Source organism: Streptomyces sp. bgisy159, assembly GCF_057707805.1.
The window spans coordinates 11,708-27,767 of sequence record NZ_JBYIQX010000037.1; the positions used below are offsets into that span (position 1 = coordinate 11,708).

The following is a 16,060-nucleotide window of genomic DNA, read 5'->3' on the forward strand; positions in this document are numbered from 1 at the left end:
GGTGGGTGACGCGCGGGTGCACGGGGTAGAGATCGTCCCCTCAGGTGTAGGGCGCGCGGACACCCGTGTCAATGCTTTGTACTTACATTCGGACCTGTTCCTGAAATGATGTCCTTACAAAGTATTGACAGTGGGCGCTCCCGGGGGATTGGATCGCGTCCCAACGGCGCACCAGGCGCTTCCGGGACCTGACCGTCGCTGACGATCAGGAACGATCTTTTTCCGGATATCTCGTCGTCTCCCCCGCAGCACAGTGAGGTGCAGGCAGATGGACCGCTCTACTTCCTCCCGCTCCCGCAGATTCGCCCCGGTCGTGGCCATGGCCGCGGCGGTGGCACTGACCGTGGCAGGCTGCTCCAGCAGCTCCGGCGGCAAGAAGGCCGAGGAGGGGGAGAGCGGCGCGGCCGCGGGCAAGGCCTCCACGCCCCGGATGACCGTGGCGCTGGTGACCCACCAGTCGCCCGGCGACACCTTCTGGGACATCGTCCGCAAGGGCGCCGAGGCCGCCGCCGCGAAGGACAACATCGAGCTGGTCTACTCCGCCGACCCGAACGCCGGCAAGCAGGCCACGCTGGTGCAGAACGCCATCGACCAGAAGGTCGACGGGATCGCCGTCACCCTCGCCAAGCCGGACGCGCTGAAGGACGTCATCGCCAAGGCCGACGCCGCCGGCATCCCGGTCGTCGGCCTCAACTCCGGTGTCAGCGAGTGGAAGAAGCTCGGCCTGCTGGAGTTCTTCGGCCAGGACGAGACCGTGGCCGGCCAGGGCCTCGGCAACCGGCTCAACGAACTCGGCGCCAAGAAGGCCGTCTGCGTCATCCAGGAACAGGGCAACATCGGCCTGACCCAGCGCTGCGACGGCGTGAAGAAGTCCTTCTCCGGCTCGGTCGAGAACCTCTACGTCAACGGCGCCGACCGGCCCTCGGTGCAGTCGACGATCACCGCGAAGCTGAAGCAGGACCCCGCCATCGACCACGTGATCACGCTCGGCGCCCCCATCGCGCTGGCCGCCACCAAGTCGGTCGCCGAGTCGGGCGGCAAGGCGAAGGTCGCCACCTTCGACCTGAACAAGGAGCTGACCGGCGCCATCAAGGACGGCTCCATCGAGTTCGCCGTCGACCAGCAGCCCTACCTCCAGGGCTACCTGGCCGTCGACTCGCTGTGGCTCTACAAGTCCAACGGCAACTACATGGGCGGCGGCGAGCAGCCGGTGCTGACCGGCCCGGCGATCGTGGACAAGGACAACGTCGACGCGGTGGCGGAGTTCGCCGCGAAGGGCACCCGGTGATGAGCATGACCCAGAAGGCTGCGCCGGCGGTGCCCGCACCGCCGGCCTCCGGCCCGCCCCAGAAGGACGGCCGGACGGCCGAACGCCCGCTTGCCCTGCGTCTGCTGGCCCGGCCCGAGGTCGGCGTGTTCCTCGGCGCCGTCGCGGTCCTGGTGTTCTTCCTGATCGCCGCGCCCACCGTCCGCCAGGGCGGCTCGATGGCCACCGTGCTCTACCAGTCGTCGACCATCGGGATCATGGCGCTGCCCGTGGCGCTGCTGATGATCGGCGGCGAGTTCGACCTGTCGTCCGGCGTCGCCGTGATCACCTCGGCGCTGACCGCGAGCATGCTCAGCTTCCAGCTGAGCGTCAACGTGTGGACGGGTGTGCTCCTCGCCCTGGCGCTGTCCCTGGCGATCGGCTGGTTCAACGGCTGGATGGTGGTCCGGACCGGGCTGCCCAGCTTCCTGGTCACCCTCGGTACCTTCCTGATCCTCCAGGGCGTCAACCTCGCGGTGACCAAGCTGGTCACCGGCAACGTCGCCACCGACGACATCAGCGACATGGACGGCTTCGACCAGGCCAAGGCGGTCTTCGCCTCCTCCTTCGACGTGGGCGGGATCGAGGTGAAGATCACCGTGGTGTGGTGGCTGGTCTTCGCCGCCCTCGCCACCTGGGTGCTGCTGCGCACCAGGTTCGGCAACTGGATCTTCGCCGTCGGCGGCAACAAGGAGTCCGCCCGGGCCGTCGGCGTCCCGGTGAACTTCACCAAGATCACCCTGTTCATGACCGTCGCCTTCGGCGCCTGGTTCATGGGCATGCACAACCTGTTCTCGTTCAACACCGTGCAGTCCGGAGAGGGTGTCGGGCAGGAGCTGATCTACATCGCCGCGGCCGTCATCGGCGGCTGTCTGCTCACCGGCGGCTACGGCAGCGCGATCGGCCCGGTCTTCGGCGCCTTCATGTTCGGCATGGTGAACCAGGGCATCGTCTACGCCGGCTGGAACCCCGACTGGTTCAAGGCGTTCCTCGGCGTCATGCTGCTCGGCGCCGTCCTCATCAACCTGTGGGTCCAGCGCACGGCGACCAGGAGGTGACCCGCATGACCCAGCGACCCGGAACCCACGGCGCCGTCCTGACCGGCCCCGTCCCCACGGACGGCCCCCTCGTCGAACTGCGCGCCGCGGGCAAGTCCTACGGCAACGTCCGCGCCCTGCACGGCGTCGACCTCACGGTCCACGCGGGCAAGGTGACCTGCGTCCTCGGCGACAACGGCGCGGGCAAGTCCACCCTCATCAAGATCGTCTCGGGGCTGCACCAGCACACCGAGGGCGAGTTCCTCGTCGACGGCGCCCCGGTGCGCTTCAGCACCCCGCGCGAGGCCCTGGACCGGGGCATCGCCACCGTCTACCAGGACCTCGCCACCGTCCCGCTGATGCCGGTGTGGCGCAACTTCTTCCTCGGCTCCGAGATGACCCGCGGCCCCTGGCCGGTCCGGCGCCTGGACATCGACAGGATGAAGCGCACCGCCGACCACGAACTGCGCGAGATGGGCATCGTCCTCGACGACCTCGAACAGCCCATCGGCACACTCTCCGGGGGCCAGCGCCAGTGCGTGGCCATCGCCCGCGCCGTCTACTTCGGCGCCCGCGTCCTCATCCTCGACGAGCCCACCGCCGCCCTCGGCGTCAAGCAGTCCGGCGTGGTCCTGAAGTACATCGCCGCCGCCCGCGACCGCGGCCTCGGCGTCATCTTCATCACCCACAACCCCCACCACGCCTACATGGTCGGCGACCACTTCAGCGTGCTCCGCCTGGGCACCCTCGAACTCTCCGCCGACCGCAGCGAGGTCACCCTGGAAGAGCTCACCAACCACATGGCCGGCGGCGCCGAACTCGCCGCCCTCAAGCACGAACTGGCCCAGGTCCACGGCACCCACCTGGAGGAACTGCCCGAGGCGAACGGCCTCGCCGCGCCCGCCGCCGACGCCCCCGAAGGGACGCGCTGACATGCCCGACCCCCTCGACCGCATCCGCGTCGGCTCGGCCCCCGACTCCTGGGGCGTCTGGTTCCCCGACGACCCGCGGCAGGTGCCCTGGGAGCGGTTCCTGGACGAGGTCGCCGAGGCCGGCTACTCCTGGATCGAACTCGGCCCGTACGGCTATCTGCCGACCGACCCCGCCCGCCTCACCGACGAGATCGGCCGGCGCGGCCTGCGGGTGTCCGCGGGCACCGTCTTCACCGGCCTGCACCGCGGACCCTCCGTCTGGGAGTCCACCTGGGCGCACGTCAGCCGGGTCGCCGCGCTCACCCGGGCCGTGGGAGCCCGGCACCTCGTCGTCATCCCGTCCTTCTGGCGCGACGACAAGACCGCCGAGATCCTGGAACCGCCCGAGCTGACCGCACAGCAGTGGGCCCACCTCACCAAGGGCATGGAACGCCTCGGACACGAGGTGCGCGAGACGTACGGCCTGGACATCGTCGTCCACCCGCACGCCGACACCCACATCGACACCGAGGCCCACGTCGAACGGTTCCTCGACTCCACCGACGGCGAACTCGTCAACCTCTGCCTGGACACCGGTCACTACGCCTACTGCGGCGGCGACAGCGTCCGCCTGATCGAGACGTACGGCGAGCGCATCGGCTACCTGCACCTCAAGCAGGTCGATCCCGGCGTCCTCGCCGACGTACGGGCGAAGGGCACCCCCTTCGGGCCGGCCGTCGCCCAGGGAGTGATGTGCGAACCACCCTCCGGAATACCGGAGTTGGAGCCCGTTCTCGCGGCGGCGCAGAAGCTGGGCGTGGAGCTGTTCGCGATCGTCGAGCAGGACATGTACCCGTGCGAGCCGGACCGGCCCCTGCCGATCGCGACCCGCACCCGCCGCTTCCTGAGGTCCTGCGGCGCCTGAACACCAGCCTTAGGCTCGGTGCATGGACGAGGCCGCCGTACGACCGGACACCCGCCTGGGGGCCGACGCCACCGCGTCGGCCCCCGCGCTGCTGCTGCGCCCCTGGCGGGACGACGACGCCCCCGCCCTGCTCGCCGCGTGCCGGGACCCGGCGCTGCGCCGCTGGACCAGCCACCGCGTGGCCGACGAGGCCGACGCGCACCGGTGGCTGCGGCGGGAAGCACAGGCATGGCAGCGGGGAGAGCGGCTCGCGTTCGCCGTCCTGGAGACCCCGTCGGACGGCGGGGAGGACGTCTTGGCCGGACAGGCCGTCCTCAAGGGCCTGACCCCGCGGTCCGAGAGCGCCGAGGTCGGCTACTGGACCGCCGCCCACGCCCGCGGCCGGGGCGTCGCCCCCAGAGCCCTGCGCGCCCTGACCGACTGGGCGTTCACCGCCCACCCCTGGCTGACCCGCCTGGAACTCCTCCACCAGGCCGACAACACGGCGTCCTGCCGGGTCGCCCACAAGAGCGGCTACCCCTACGAGAGGTCGCTGCCCGCCGTACCCCCCGACTTCCCGTCGGACGGCCACCTGCACGTGAGGAGAGCGACGGCCCGTGGGTGAACAGCCCCACGGCCGCCCTCGCGCCGCCGTGGTCCGCCCCGGTGAAAGCCCCGGTACACGCCCGAAGGCCCGCGCTCACGCGCGGGCCTTCGGGCCGCCGCCCCGTTTCGGGACCGCCGGGCGGGCAGGACGGCCGCGGCGCGGACCTGTCAGTCCCGCGCCCGTACCTCCGTGATCGTCACCGGCCGGTGTTCGCGCAGGGACAGCGTGCAGGCCTCCGCGATCCAGCCGGCCTCCAGGGCGTCCTCGACGGTGCAGGGGGAGGGGCGGTCGCCGGCGACCACCTCGGTGAAGACGGTCAGCTCGGCCCGGTACGCCTCGGTGAAGCGGTCCATGAAGAAGTCGTGCGGGGTGCCCGCGGGGAAGGTGACGCCGGGCTCGGCCGAGCGCAGCGGCAGCTTGTCGTCGAGGCCGACCGCGAGGGAGTCGTCGAAGCCGTGCAGCTCCAGACGGACGTCGTAACCCCGGCCGTTGTGGCGGCTGTTGGAGACGACCGCGATCGTGCCGTCGTCGAGGGTCAGCACCGCGCCCGTGGTGTCGGCGTCGCCCGCCGCCGCGATGTAGTCGGCGCCCCGGTTGCCGCCCACCGCGTACACCTCGGTCACCTCACGCCCCGTCACCCACCGGATGATGTCGAAGTCGTGGACGGAGCAGTCCCGGAAGATGCCCCCGGAGGCGGCGACGTACGCGGCGGGCGGCGGCGCCGGGTCCAGCGTCGTGGACCGCACGGTGTGCAGCCTGCCCAGCTCACCGGCGCGCACGGCCTCGCGGGCGGCGACGAAACCGGCGTCGAAGCGGCGGTTGTAGCCGATCTGGATCGGCACCCCCCGACCCTGGACGGCCCGCGCCACCTCGACGCCCTCGCGCATGGTCCTCGCCACCGGCTTCTCACAGAAGACGGGGACGCCCGCCTCGACCCCGGCGAGGATCAGCGCCGGATGGGCATCGGTCGCCGCCGCGACGACGATGCCGTCCACGCCGGCGGCGAGCAGGGCCTCCGGCGAGTCGGCGACCTCGGCGCCGAACCGCTCGGCCGCGGCCTTGGCGGCGTCCGCGAAGGGGTCGGTGACGACCAGCGACTCGACGGCCGGGAGCCGGGAGAGGGTCTCGGCGTGGAAGGCGCCGATGCGGCCGAGGCCGAGGATTCCGATGCGCATGGGGTGTTGCTCCTCAGGGGAAGGGGTGCGGTCAGTCGAGGGCGCCGAGGACGTTCTGGTCCCAGTCGATCACCGAACCGGTGACCACGCCGGACCGGTCGGACAGCAGCAGGACGACGAAGTCGGCGATCTCGTCCGGTCGGCCGAGCCGGCCCATCGGCAGCCGCGCGGCCGCCTGCTCGCGCCAGTCGTCGCCGGCGCCGTGGAAGGCCCGCTGGGTGGCGTCCTCGCCCTCGGTCGCCGTCCAGCCGATGTTCAGGCCGTTGATCCGGACGCGGTCCCAGCGGTGGGCGTGCGCGGCGTTGCGGGTCAGCCCGGCCAGGCCCGCCTTGGCGGCGACGTACGGGGCGAGGAAGGGCTGCCCGCCGTGCTCCGACGACGTGATGATGTTGACGATCGTCCCCGGCGCCTCGCGCGCCAGCATGTCGGCGACCGCCGCCTGCATCGCGAAGAACGGCGCCCTGAGGTTGATCGCGATGTGCCGGTCGAACAGTTCCGGCGTGGTGTCCAGCAGGGTGCCGCGCGTGGTCAGCCCCGCCGAGTTGACCAGGCAGTCGACCCGGCCGAAGGCGTCGACCACCTCCGCGACGACCGCGCGGGCCCGCTCGGCGTCGGCCAGGTCGGCCGCCACGAACATCGCCCGGGCGCCGGCCGCCGCCAGCTCCGCCACCAGCTCCTCGCCGGGCTCCCGGCGCCGCCCGGAGAACGCCACGCGCGCGCCCTCCCGGACCGCGGCCCGCACGACCGCCGCGCCCACCCCCTGGCTGCCGCCGTTGACCAGGACGACCTTGCCGTCGAGGAGTCCCATGGGCGTGCCCTCGTCTCTCACGTCAGCTCTCCCGTCGTTCCGCGCCCGCCCGCAGCTCCTCGCGCAGGGTGTCCGGTGTCCACCGCTCGCGCAGCGCCCGCCGCAGGGTGTCCGCCTGCGTGGGCGGTGCCAGGCCGTCCACCGGCGGGTCGCTGTCCAGGTTGGTGGGGAAGGGATAGCCGTCGGCGCTCGCGGCGATGACCCGCTCCGCCCAGGACGGCTCCGCGCCCTGCGCGGCGCGCCGCAGCAGCACCGGATAGACGGCGTTCACCACCGCCTCGCGGTCCACCGTCTCCATCGCCCGCCCGAACGCCGACGACACCTGCAACAGGTTCGCCGTGCGCCGTACGTCGGCCGTTCGGTTGGCGCCGGCCGCGTGGAACACCGCCGGGTTGAAGAACACCGCGTCGCCCTTCGCCAGCGGCAGCTGCACCCGGCGCGTGCCGAAGTACTCCTGGAACTCGGGCAGCCGCCAGGCCAGATAGCCCGGCTCGTAGCGCTGCGAGTACGGCAGGTACAGGGTCGGCCCGGACTCCAGCGGCATGTCGCCGTGCGCCACGGCGCCCTGCAGGGTCAGCACGGGGGAGAGGCGGTGCACGTGCGCCGGGTAGGCCGCCGCCGTCGCCCGGGACAGGAAGCCCAGGTGGTAGTCGCGGTGCGCGGTCTGGGCGGCACCGCCCGGATTCACCACGTTGACCTGCGAGGTGATCTGGTAGCCGGGGCCCAGCCAGGCCGTCGACACCAGCGCCACCATGTCGTTGGCGTAGTAGTCGGCGAACGCCTCCGGGTCGTACAGCGCGGCCTTCTCCAGTGCGTTCCACACCCGGTCGTTGGCGCCGGGCCGGGCGAAGTGGTCGCCGGCCGCCGTGCCCGAGGCGCGCTGTTCGGCGATCAGCGCCTCGAAGACCGCCGTCATCCGGTCCACCACCGTCGGCTCGGGGAACGCGCCCCGCAGCACCACCACGCCGGGCCCGTCCGCCAGCGCCCGCACCAGCTCGGTGCGCACCGCGTGCCCGGGCGCCGCCCGCAGCCGCTCGGCGTCGTACACCAGCACCCCCTCCGCCACCGACGACGCGTGCGGATAGCCGGCGAGGCCGGTGGACCGCTCGACCAGGGCGCGCAGGTCGTCCAGGCGGCAGTCCTGCTCGGCCGGCCGACCGGCGGACGCGGCGAACGTGAAGGACATCGGCGTCCCTTCGGGGTCACGAGGTGCGGTGGGGCTCTGCCATTCTTGTCATGACAAACACCTCGAACAACCGGCAGCAAGCCATCAAAAACCCCTCAAGCGATCAGCCAGGAGTCAGCCGTGGGCCATCCCTTCCCGATCCGTGAGATCGCACGTCAGGCGGGTCTGAGCGAGGCCACCGTCGACCGTGTGCTCAACGGGCGGGGCGGGGTGCGCGAGTCCACCGCGCGGGAGGTGTACCGCGCCATCGCCGACCTGGACCGGCAGCGCACCCAGGTCCGCCTGGTGGGCCGTACCTTCATGGTCGACATCGTCATGCAGGCGCCCGAGCGGTTCACCACCGCCGTGCGCACCGCGCTGGAGGCCGAGCTGCCGTCGCTGCACCCGGCGGTGGTGCGCTCCCGCTTCCACTTCCGCGAGACCGGGCCGGCCGCCGAGCAGGTCAGGACCCTGGACCGGATCGCGCGGCGCGGCTCCCAGGGTGTGATCCTCAAGGCGCCCGACGTGCCCGAGATCGGCGCGGCCGTGGGCCGGCTGGCCGCGGCGGGGATCCCCGTGGTCACCCTGGTCACCGACCTGCCCGCCAGCGCCCGCGTCGGCTACGTCGGCAGCGACAACCGGGCCGCCGGCGCCACCGCCGCGTACCTCATGGGCCAGTGGCTCGGCGACCGGCCCGGCCATGTGCTCACCAGCCTCAGCAGCGGCTTCTTCCGCAACGAGGAGGAGCGCGAGATGGGATTCCGCGGCGTCATGCGGGCCCGCCACCCCGAGCGCCGGCTCGTCGAGATCACCGAGGGCCAGGGCCTGGACACCACCCAGTACGACCTGGTGCGCGCCGCCCTCGAACGCGACCCGGACATCGGCGCCGTCTACTCCATCGGCGGCGGCAACATCGCCACCCTGCGCGCCTTCGCCGACCTGGGGCGTACGTGCGCCGTGTTCGTCGCCCACGACCTCGACCACGACAACACCCGCCTGCTGCGCGAGCACCGGCTGTCCGCCGTCCTCCACCACGACCTGCGCCAGGACATGCGCGAGGCCTGCCACCTGGTGATGCGCGCCCACGGCGCGCTGCCGCCCGCCGGGCCCACCCTGCCGTCGGCCATCCAGGTGGTCACGCCCTACAACCTGCCCGCTATGCCTGAGGGGTGACCCAGCCGCCCGTCTCGGCGGACCGCGCCATCGCGTCCAGTACGGCGGCACTGTGCACGGCGTCCGCGAGCGTCGCCCCGTGCGGGACGCCCTCGGCGATCGAGCGCAGGAAACGGTACGCCTCGATCACCTTGAGGTCGTCGTAGCCCATGGCGTTGGCCGCGCCCGGCTGGAAGGCGCCGTACTCGCCGTCGCCGGGGCCCACGTACACGGTGCTGACCGGCTGGTCCTGGTAGGTGGTGCCGAGGCTGACGCCGAATTCGTTCATGCGGCGGAAGTCCCAGAACACCGCGCCCTTCGTGCCGTGCACCTCGAAGCCGTAGTTGTTCTGCTCGCCGACCGACACCCGGCACGCCTCCAGCACGCCGCGCGCACCGGACGCGAAGCGCAGCAGGCAGCTGACGTAGTCCTCGTTCTCCACCGGCCCCCGCTCGCCGCCCGAGGCGAGGGTGTGGCCCGCGGTGGCGCCGGCCGGGCGGGCCCGCTCCGGCAGGAAGACGGCGGTGTCGGCGGTCAGCGCGGCGATGTCACCGAGCAGGAAGCGGGCCAGGTCGGCGCCGTGCGAAGCGAGGTCCCCGAGGACCCCGCTGCCGCCGCGCTCCCGCTCGTAGCGCCAGGTCAGCGCACCGTCCGGGTGGGCGGCGTAGTCGCTGAACAGGCGGATGCGGACATGGGTGACGCGGCCCAGCTCGCCCGCGGCGATCAGATCGCGGGCCCGCTCCACGGCGGGCGCGTTGCGGTAGTTGAAGCCGACCGCGCCGCACACGCCCGCCGCGGCGACCGCGTCCGCCACGGCGCGGGCGTCGCCGGCGGTCAGACCCACGGGCTTCTCGATCCACAGGTGCTTGCCCGCCGCGGCCATCGCCACGCCGATCTCGCGGTGCAGGAAGTTCGGCGCGGTGACACTGACCGCCTGGACCCGCGGATCGGCGGCCACCTCCCGCCAGTCCCGGGTGGCCGACGCGAAGCCGTACCGCTCGGCGGCCTCCTCGGCGCGCCCCGGCACCTCCTCGGCGACGGCCACCAGCCGCGGACGCAGGGCCGGCAGCGGGAAGTGATGCGGCACGCGGGCGTACGCCTGGGTGTGCACCCGGCCCATCCAGCCGAACCCGACGACGGCGACACCCAGCTCATCCACCATGACAGCCCCTCTTTGGACCGGTCCACTACCTGTCCGGGTCACCCTGCGGGCACTTTCGCCAGCATGTCAAGGCTTCCACCGCCCTTTGACAACGCGTCGCGGCCATGGAACGGTCCACAACCATGAGACCGCCGACCATCCGCGACGTGGCCGACCGGGCCGGAGTGTCCAAGTCCCTGGTCTCCCTCGTGCTGCGCGGCTCCGAGCAGGTGCGCCCGGAGAAGCGGCAGGCCGTGCTGGAGGCCGTGCGCGAGCTGGGCTACCGGCCCAACGCCGCCGCCCGCAGCCTGAGCGAGCAGCGCACCCGCACCGTCGGCGTGCTCCTCGACGACCTGCGCAACCCCTGGTACGTCGATCTGCTGGACGGCCTCAACTCGCTGCTGCACGCGAGCGGACTGCACATGCTGCTCGCCGACGCCCGCCTCGCCCGCCGGGTCGGCCACGATCTCGCCGGGCCGTTCCTCGACGTCCAGGCCGACGGCCTGGTGGTGGTCGGCACCCTGCCCGACCTGACGGCCCTGGACACGGTCGCGGCGCGGATGCCGGTGGTCGTCGCGGGCGCGCGCGAGGCCGTGCCGGCCGGCGTGGACGTGGTCGCCGACGACGACGAACAGGGGGCGCGGCTGGCCACCGAGCACCTGCTCGGGCTGGGCCACCGCCGGATCGCCCACCTCGCGGGACACGGCGCGGTCGGCGCGCTGCGGCGGCGCGGTTTCGAGGCGGCGATGCGGGCGCACGGACCGGGCCGGCGGGTGGTGACCGAAGCCTGCGACATGACCGAGGAGGGCGGTCACCGCGCCGCCGTCCGGCTGCTCGGCCGCCCCGACCGGCCCACCGCGGTGTTCGCCGTCAACGACATGGCCTGCGTCGGCGTGCTGTCGGCGGCGGAGGACCTGGGCCTCAGGGTGCCGCACGACCTGTCGGTGGTCGGCTACGACAACACCAGCATCTCCCGGCTGCGCCACCTGTGGCTGACCACCGTCGACCCGGCCGGCCACGAGGTCGGCCGCCACGCCGCCCGCTGCCTGCTGGACCGGCTGGAACGGCCTGGGGGAGAGGGGCGCCTCCACCTGGCCGCGCCGACCCTGGAGATCCGCGGGACGACGGCGCCGGTGGGCGGGTGAGCCGGCGCCCGGTGGCCCGCGAGAGGCGGGCGGAGCCGGCGGCGTGCGGTCCGCGAGAGGCGGGCGGACCCGGCGGCGTGCGGTCCGGGGGGCGTCCGGCGTCCCCTCAGAGGGTGATCGCGTAGGCCTTGCGCAGCGTCTCGTGCACCGTCCACGTCGTGCGGTCGCCGGCGCGCAGGACCGCCATGTCGCCGGGCCCGACGGTGAGGGTGGGCCCGTCCGCCACCTCGATCGTCGCCGAGCCGCTGATCACCACGAACAGTTCGTCGGCCTCGGTGTCGGTGACCACCCCGGGCGTGATCTGCCAGATGCCGCGCAGCTGACCGCCGTCCGGCGACTCCCACACCACCTTGCCGCTCACCTCCGGTGACCCGGAGACGATCTGGGCGGGATCCAGCGGCTCCGGTTCCAGGTCGGCGTCGGCGATGTGCAGGGCGAAGCTGTGCGTCATGCGGCGACCCTAGGGCGAACGGGCCGGGCGCGGGCGTGGACACAGTGTGGGGGATACCGGGCACCGAGCCGACACAACGTCGCGGCGTACCCCGGCACCCGCCGGGCGGGCCGCGACCGCGGCCCGCGGTGAGGCCGACCGGGGAGACCGTCCGCGCCCGGACGCCGACGGTCCCTGGCCGCGCGGCGGGTCAGCGGACCCGCCCGCCGGGGTCCGCAAGGGTGATGGAACCCCGTACGCCCGTTCGGCATCAAGCAGGGGGACAGGGCGTCGAGCGGGCACGGCATGGGGGCACCACCATGAACTGGCGGATCAGGCGGGCGATACTGGCCTGCGCACTGGTGGCGGCGGCATCGGCGACCGGCTGCACGGCCGAGCCGTCCGCCGCTCCCGGGCCCAGCGCGCCGAACCGGCCCGTGGTGCCCCCGGACCCCGCAGACGGCGCCGCGGCCGACCGCGCGGCCGTCGAGGCCGCCTACCGCAAGTGGGGCATCGAACCGCTGGCCGTCCCGCCCGCCCCGCCCGCCACCAAGCCGGTGCGCCCCGGGGCCGACGGCAGCCGGGTACCGGTGATCAGCGAGATACCCACCGAGGAGAAGATCGTCTTCCTCACCTTCGACGACGGGGCGGAGAAGGACCCCCGCTTCGTGACGATGATGCGCGAACTGGACATTCCCTTCACGATGTTCCTCACGGACGCCGCCATCCGCTCCGACTACGGCTACTTCAAGCGGCTCCAGACCCTCGGCAACGGCGTCCAGAACCACACGCTGACCCATCCGAACCTGCGGACCCTGGACGCCGCCGCCCAGAAGCGGGAGATCTGCGGCCAGCAGAGCGAGCTCAAGGACCACTACGGCACCGTGCCGAGGCTGTTCCGGCCGCCCTACGGCAACTGGAACGAGGACACCCGGGCCGCCGCCGCGTCCTGCGGCGTCGAGGCGATCGTGCTGTGGCGCGAGTCCATGCAGATCACGAACATGCGGTACCAGCTGCCCGGCGGGAAACTCCGGCCCGGCGACATCATCCTGGCGCACTTCCGCGGGCCCTCGGAACTCAAGGGCACGACGATGACCGAGATGACGGCCCACCTGCTGCGGCACATCCGGGAACAGGGCTTCACCGTGGCCCGCCTGGAGGACTACCTCTGACTCGCGCCCGGCGTTCCCCGGTCCCTCTCGCCGGCGACGGCGGTCGCGCTCAGCCGTCCCGGCGCGCCACCAGCCGGTAGGCGTTGGACAACCCGAGCGGCCCGACCACCGTCCGCGCCGCGAGCCGGTCGAGCACCGTCGCCGCCACGAGGAACGGAACCCCCGCGAGGAGCAGCCCCGCCCGCACCGCACGCCGCACGTGTCCCGGCCGCCGCTCCAGCCACGGCGCGTCCTCGCGCGGGGCGATGTGATCCAGCGCCAGCCACACCGCGGCCAGCAGATCCACCGGGTCGTGCGCCTGCCGGTGCTGCTCGGCCACCACCGTGAACCCCAGCGCGGCCAGCCGCTCCCGCAGATTGCCCACCGGCACCAGGTGCAGATGCTGCGGCTGCAGCCACGGCAGCCACCACCGCCCGAGCAGCCGCGCGTACCGGCTCTGCGGATCCGGTACCTCGATCAGCAGATGCCCGCCCGGCCGCACCACCTCCCGCGCCGCCCGCAGTTCACGTCCCGGATCGGTGCTGTGCTCCAGACAGTGGAACATGCTCACCACGTCGTACCGGCCGGCCAGCTCACCCGCCAGCTCCGGGAAGCCGCCCCGGTACCCGCGCTCCACCCGCCCGGCCCGCTCGGCGAGTTCGGCCCCCTCGGTCATGTCGAGCCCGTCGAACACGGTCCCCGGCAGCACCTCCCGCGCGGCGGCACAGAAGTGCCCGTGCCCGGTGCCGACGTCCAGCCAGGACTTGGGCGCCGGATCGTACGGCAGCAGCGCCTCGGCCCGAGCGCGGTACATTGCCGTCCGCCCGCCGAACGTGTTCCCGAGCTTCTTCTCCCCCAGCCCGTCGTAGAAGTCGCGGTAGTAGAACTCCAGTCCCGCCTCGCTCAGCCGCGGGTTCTGGAAGACGTGCCCGCACGCCCCGCACCGGTCCAGCGTGAACCGGCCCGGCTTGTGCTGCAGCAGGTCGGTGGTGCGCAGCCGGGTCGCCAGCCGGTCCGAGCCGCACCACGGGCAGTCGGCGCGCCGGGGTGCGAAGAACCGCCCGACACCGGCCGCGAGGTCGGCCCGGTAGCGGGGGCGCAGGGCGCCGATCCGTTCGTCGTCGCTCATATGGACTCCCGGGCCAGTAGCTCCAGATGGATCGCGGCGGCCGGGGCTCCGCCCGCCGCGCGGAATCCCGCGCCGACCCGCCCGGCGGCGGCCCGGTACGCGGGGTCGTGCAGGACCGTGTCGAGCGCCGCGCCCAGTCCCGCGGCACCCACCCGGCCGAACCGCACCCGAGCCCCCGCCCCCGCCGCCACCACCTGCGCGGCCACCACGGGCTGGTCGTCCCGGACGGGCGCCACGACCAGCGGCACGCCGTGCCACAGCGCCTCGCAGACGGTGTTGTGCCCGGCGTGACACACCACCGCCCCCACCCCGCGCTCCAGCAGCGCGAGTTGCGGCACCGACGGGACGACCAGCACGTCCTCGCCGGAGCCGCCGGAGCCGCCGGAGCCGCCGGAGCCCTCCGCGGCCAGCGTGCCGCCCGGGTCGGCGATCACCGCCTGCGCCCGGCCGGCGCGCTCCCGCACCACGTCCCGGCACAGCGCGAGGAACCGCCCGCCCACATCCGCGTTCGCGGTGCCCAGCGTCACCAGCACGGTCGCCCGGCCGGGGTCGAGCCACTCCCAGGGGAACCCGGGGGCCACGGGGCGCGCGTCGATCGAGGGGCCGACCCAGCGGACCGCGCGCCCCTCGACGTGACCGGCCAGCTCCGGTGTGCTGAAGGCCAGCAGAAGGCTCGGCGAGAACCGCGGGTCGGCGGCCCCCGACGGGTCACCCACCGCGCGCCGCAGCCGCGCGAGCCGCTCCTCCACCCAGGCCCGCACCTTCGGCAGCCCGGCCAGCGGGTCGGTCAGCTCGGCGGTGGTGGTCGCCGAGGTCGCCCACGGCACCCCCAGCCGCTCCGCGACCAGCGCCCCCGCGAACGCCTGCTGGTCGGCGACCACCACATCCGGCCGGAACGCCTCGACCGCCGCCCGCACCCCCGGCGCCATCGCCTCGGCCAGCGGCAGCAGATACCACTCCCACAGGAACCGCAGCGCCTCCGGACCGCGCAGATCCGGCGGCCGCCGAGCCGGGTCGCCGCCGTGCGCGGGGCCCGCGCACGGGTGGACGACCGCGCCGGGGCCCGCCAGCCGGGCCACCAGCCCCGGGTCCGGGCAGGCCCAGGCCACCCGATGCCCGCGCTCAGCCAGTCGCGCGGCCACCCCCACCAGGGGGTTGATGTGTCCCACCAGCGGCGGCACCACGAACAGGAACCGGCTCACCGGACGGCCGACCCGTCCGACTCACGGATGAGCGCCAGCACATGGCGGCCCACCACCTCCGCGGCCTCCACCAGCACCGAGTGCTCGTGCCCGGGGATCACCACCGTCCGGCAGTCCGGCAGCAGCCCCGCCAGCCAGGGCGCGAGCGCCGCGAGGTCGGAGTCACCGCCGTACAGCGCGAGCACCGGGCAGCGCACGGAGCGGATCTGCCGTTCCGTCAGGACGCGGCTGGCGGGGATGTCCCGGCCGAGGGTGGTCTCCCGGGCCAGCCGGGCCGCGCCCTTGGCGAGCCGGGCGGTGTGGTGGCCCCGGTGCGCGGCGATCCAGTCCAGCGTGTCCGACTCCCGGTGCGCCAGTTCGCCCACCACCCGCTCCAGGATGCCGCCCAGCTTCACCGCCCAGGCGGCGGTGGCCGGCTCGGACTCCACGAGGGACAGGCTCGCGACGCGTTCCGGGTGCCGGGTCGCGTAGCCGAACGCGATCGTCCCGCCGTAGGAGTTGCCGACCAGGTGCACCGGGCGGCCGGTGAGCGCCAGCCGGTCGAGCAGCGCCGTCAGGTCGTCCACGCCGTCATCGAGGGTGTAGCCGCCGGCGGTGCGCTCGCTGCGGCCGTGGCCCCGCAGGTCGTACATCACCACGTCCAGGCCGGCGGCGGCGAACGTGGGTCCCAGGGTGAAGTAGTGGCTGGCGAGGCTGTCGGTGAGGAGCCCGTGCACCAGGACCGCCGTGGGTCCGCCGCGCGGGCCGATCCGCTGCACGTGCGTCCGCAGCCGTCCGGTGTCGACCATCGTCATCGG

General features: G+C 73.5%; 16 protein-coding genes. 8 read left to right on the top strand and 8 right to left on the bottom strand.

Features of this window, described 5'->3' with window-relative positions; genetic code table 11:
* Positions 1-268: 268 nt before the first annotated feature.
* From AC3ET3_RS27735 to AC3ET3_RS27755, 5 genes are read left to right on the top strand one after another with little or no spacing between them, the layout of a single operon-like run.
* Positions 269-1,288, top strand: a complete 1,020-nt coding sequence (locus tag AC3ET3_RS27735; protein WP_432133438.1) for a sugar ABC transporter substrate-binding protein — start codon at positions 269-271, stop codon at positions 1,286-1,288.
* Positions 1,288-2,364: an ABC transporter permease gene (locus AC3ET3_RS27740; RefSeq protein WP_432133437.1), complete on the top strand. Its 1,077-nt coding sequence runs from the start codon at positions 1,288-1,290 to the stop codon at positions 2,362-2,364. The genes AC3ET3_RS27735 and AC3ET3_RS27740 overlap by 1 nt, the downstream gene beginning before the upstream one ends.
* Positions 2,365-2,369: 5 nt before the next feature.
* A complete protein-coding gene (locus AC3ET3_RS27745; protein WP_432133436.1) occupies positions 2,370-3,275 on the top strand; it encodes an ATP-binding cassette domain-containing protein in 906 nt (301 codons plus the stop codon).
* 1 nt (position 3,276) lies between these two features.
* Complete coding sequence (locus tag AC3ET3_RS27750; RefSeq protein WP_432133435.1) at positions 3,277-4,179, top strand: sugar phosphate isomerase/epimerase family protein; 903 nt, start codon at positions 3,277-3,279, stop codon at positions 4,177-4,179.
* 22 nt (positions 4,180-4,201) lie between these two features.
* On the top strand, positions 4,202-4,783 hold the full coding sequence (locus AC3ET3_RS27755; RefSeq protein ID WP_435613072.1) for a GNAT family N-acetyltransferase: 582 nt from the start codon (positions 4,202-4,204) through the stop codon (positions 4,781-4,783).
* Between the two features lie 149 nt (positions 4,784-4,932).
* Here AC3ET3_RS27755 and AC3ET3_RS27760 read toward each other — a convergent pair whose 3' ends face one another.
* Genes AC3ET3_RS27760 through AC3ET3_RS27770 form a run of 3 tightly spaced genes read right to left on the bottom strand, consistent with a single transcriptional unit; the run spans position 4,933 to position 7,934 of the window.
* Entirely contained in the window at positions 4,933-5,940 is a 1,008-nt protein-coding gene (locus AC3ET3_RS27760; RefSeq protein WP_435613073.1) for a Gfo/Idh/MocA family protein, read from the bottom strand.
* Between the two features lie 31 nt (positions 5,941-5,971).
* Positions 5,972-6,748 carry an SDR family oxidoreductase gene (locus AC3ET3_RS27765; RefSeq protein ID WP_432156758.1) on the bottom strand — a complete coding sequence of 259 codons (777 nt, stop codon included), beginning with the start codon at positions 6,746-6,748 and terminating at the stop codon, positions 5,972-5,974.
* 22 nt (positions 6,749-6,770) lie between these two features.
* Positions 6,771-7,934: a phytanoyl-CoA dioxygenase family protein gene (locus AC3ET3_RS27770; protein ID WP_432133433.1), complete on the bottom strand. Its 1,164-nt coding sequence runs from the start codon at positions 7,932-7,934 to the stop codon at positions 6,771-6,773.
* 120 nt (positions 7,935-8,054) lie between these two features.
* Here AC3ET3_RS27770 and AC3ET3_RS27775 point away from each other — a divergent pair, with 120 nt between their 5' ends.
* Complete coding sequence (locus AC3ET3_RS27775; protein ID WP_432156752.1) at positions 8,055-9,086, top strand: LacI family DNA-binding transcriptional regulator; 1,032 nt, start codon at positions 8,055-8,057, stop codon at positions 9,084-9,086.
* On the opposite strand, the gene AC3ET3_RS27780 is transcribed toward AC3ET3_RS27775, so the two are convergent.
* On the bottom strand, positions 9,070-10,227 hold the full coding sequence (locus AC3ET3_RS27780; RefSeq protein ID WP_435613074.1) for a Gfo/Idh/MocA family protein: 1,158 nt from the start codon (positions 10,225-10,227) through the stop codon (positions 9,070-9,072). The two genes, AC3ET3_RS27775 and AC3ET3_RS27780, sit on opposite strands and share 17 nt — an antisense overlap.
* 122 nt (positions 10,228-10,349) lie before the next feature.
* Between AC3ET3_RS27780 and AC3ET3_RS27785 the strand changes: the two genes are divergently transcribed.
* Complete coding sequence (locus AC3ET3_RS27785; RefSeq protein ID WP_432133430.1) at positions 10,350-11,351, top strand: LacI family DNA-binding transcriptional regulator; 1,002 nt, start codon at positions 10,350-10,352, stop codon at positions 11,349-11,351.
* 106 nt (positions 11,352-11,457) lie between these two features.
* Here the strand turns inward: AC3ET3_RS27785 and AC3ET3_RS27790 are convergent, their stop codons facing one another.
* Complete coding sequence (locus AC3ET3_RS27790; protein WP_432133429.1) at positions 11,458-11,802, bottom strand: cupin domain-containing protein; 345 nt, start codon at positions 11,800-11,802, stop codon at positions 11,458-11,460.
* Between the two features lie 299 nt (positions 11,803-12,101).
* Here AC3ET3_RS27790 and AC3ET3_RS27795 point away from each other — a divergent pair, with 299 nt between their 5' ends.
* Positions 12,102-12,953, top strand: a complete 852-nt coding sequence (locus AC3ET3_RS27795; RefSeq protein ID WP_432156750.1) for a polysaccharide deacetylase family protein — start codon at positions 12,102-12,104, stop codon at positions 12,951-12,953.
* A gap of 49 nt (positions 12,954-13,002) precedes the next feature.
* Here the strand turns inward: AC3ET3_RS27795 and AC3ET3_RS27800 are convergent, their stop codons facing one another.
* Genes AC3ET3_RS27800 through AC3ET3_RS27810 form a run of 3 tightly spaced genes read right to left on the bottom strand, consistent with a single transcriptional unit; the run spans position 13,003 to position 16,057 of the window.
* Positions 13,003-14,061 (bottom strand): class I SAM-dependent methyltransferase, encoded by a 1,059-nt coding sequence (locus tag AC3ET3_RS27800; protein WP_435613075.1) that lies wholly within the window; start codon positions 14,059-14,061, stop codon positions 13,003-13,005.
* Entirely contained in the window at positions 14,058-15,263 is a 1,206-nt protein-coding gene (locus tag AC3ET3_RS27805) for a glycosyltransferase (protein ID WP_435613076.1), read from the bottom strand. The genes AC3ET3_RS27800 and AC3ET3_RS27805 overlap by 4 nt, the downstream gene beginning before the upstream one ends.
* Positions 15,260-16,057, bottom strand: coding sequence for an alpha/beta fold hydrolase (locus AC3ET3_RS27810; protein WP_435613077.1), 798 nt, complete (start codon positions 16,055-16,057; stop codon positions 15,260-15,262). The genes AC3ET3_RS27805 and AC3ET3_RS27810 overlap by 4 nt, the downstream gene beginning before the upstream one ends.
* Between the last annotated feature and the right edge of the window lie 3 nt (positions 16,058-16,060).

Bases quoted from the DNA above. Each gene is read 5' to 3' on its own strand.
- AC3ET3_RS27735 (WP_432133438.1), top strand. From the start codon at position 269: ATGGACCGCTCTACTTCCTCCCGCTCCCGCAGATTCGCCCCGGTCGTG.
- AC3ET3_RS27740 (WP_432133437.1), top strand. From the start codon at position 1,288: ATGAGCATGACCCAGAAGGCTGCGCCGGCGGTGCCCGCACCGCCGGCC.
- AC3ET3_RS27745 (WP_432133436.1), top strand. From the start codon at position 2,370: ATGACCCAGCGACCCGGAACCCACGGCGCCGTCCTGACCGGCCCCGTC.
- AC3ET3_RS27750 (WP_432133435.1), top strand. From the start codon at position 3,277: ATGCCCGACCCCCTCGACCGCATCCGCGTCGGCTCGGCCCCCGACTCC.
- AC3ET3_RS27755 (WP_435613072.1), top strand. From the start codon at position 4,202: ATGGACGAGGCCGCCGTACGACCGGACACCCGCCTGGGGGCCGACGCC.
- AC3ET3_RS27760 (WP_435613073.1), bottom strand. From the start codon at position 5,940: ATGCGCATCGGAATCCTCGGCCTCGGCCGCATCGGCGCCTTCCACGCC.
- AC3ET3_RS27765 (WP_432156758.1), bottom strand. From the start codon at position 6,748: ATGGGACTCCTCGACGGCAAGGTCGTCCTGGTCAACGGCGGCAGCCAG.
- AC3ET3_RS27770 (WP_432133433.1), bottom strand. From the start codon at position 7,934: ATGTCCTTCACGTTCGCCGCGTCCGCCGGTCGGCCGGCCGAGCAGGAC.
- AC3ET3_RS27780 (WP_435613074.1), bottom strand. From the start codon at position 10,227: ATGGTGGATGAGCTGGGTGTCGCCGTCGTCGGGTTCGGCTGGATGGGC.
- AC3ET3_RS27785 (WP_432133430.1), top strand. From the start codon at position 10,350: ATGAGACCGCCGACCATCCGCGACGTGGCCGACCGGGCCGGAGTGTCC.
- AC3ET3_RS27790 (WP_432133429.1), bottom strand. From the start codon at position 11,802: ATGACGCACAGCTTCGCCCTGCACATCGCCGACGCCGACCTGGAACCG.
- AC3ET3_RS27795 (WP_432156750.1), top strand. From the start codon at position 12,102: ATGAACTGGCGGATCAGGCGGGCGATACTGGCCTGCGCACTGGTGGCG.
- AC3ET3_RS27800 (WP_435613075.1), bottom strand. From the start codon at position 14,061: ATGAGCGACGACGAACGGATCGGCGCCCTGCGCCCCCGCTACCGGGCC.
- AC3ET3_RS27810 (WP_435613077.1), bottom strand. From the start codon at position 16,057: ATGACGATGGTCGACACCGGACGGCTGCGGACGCACGTGCAGCGGATC.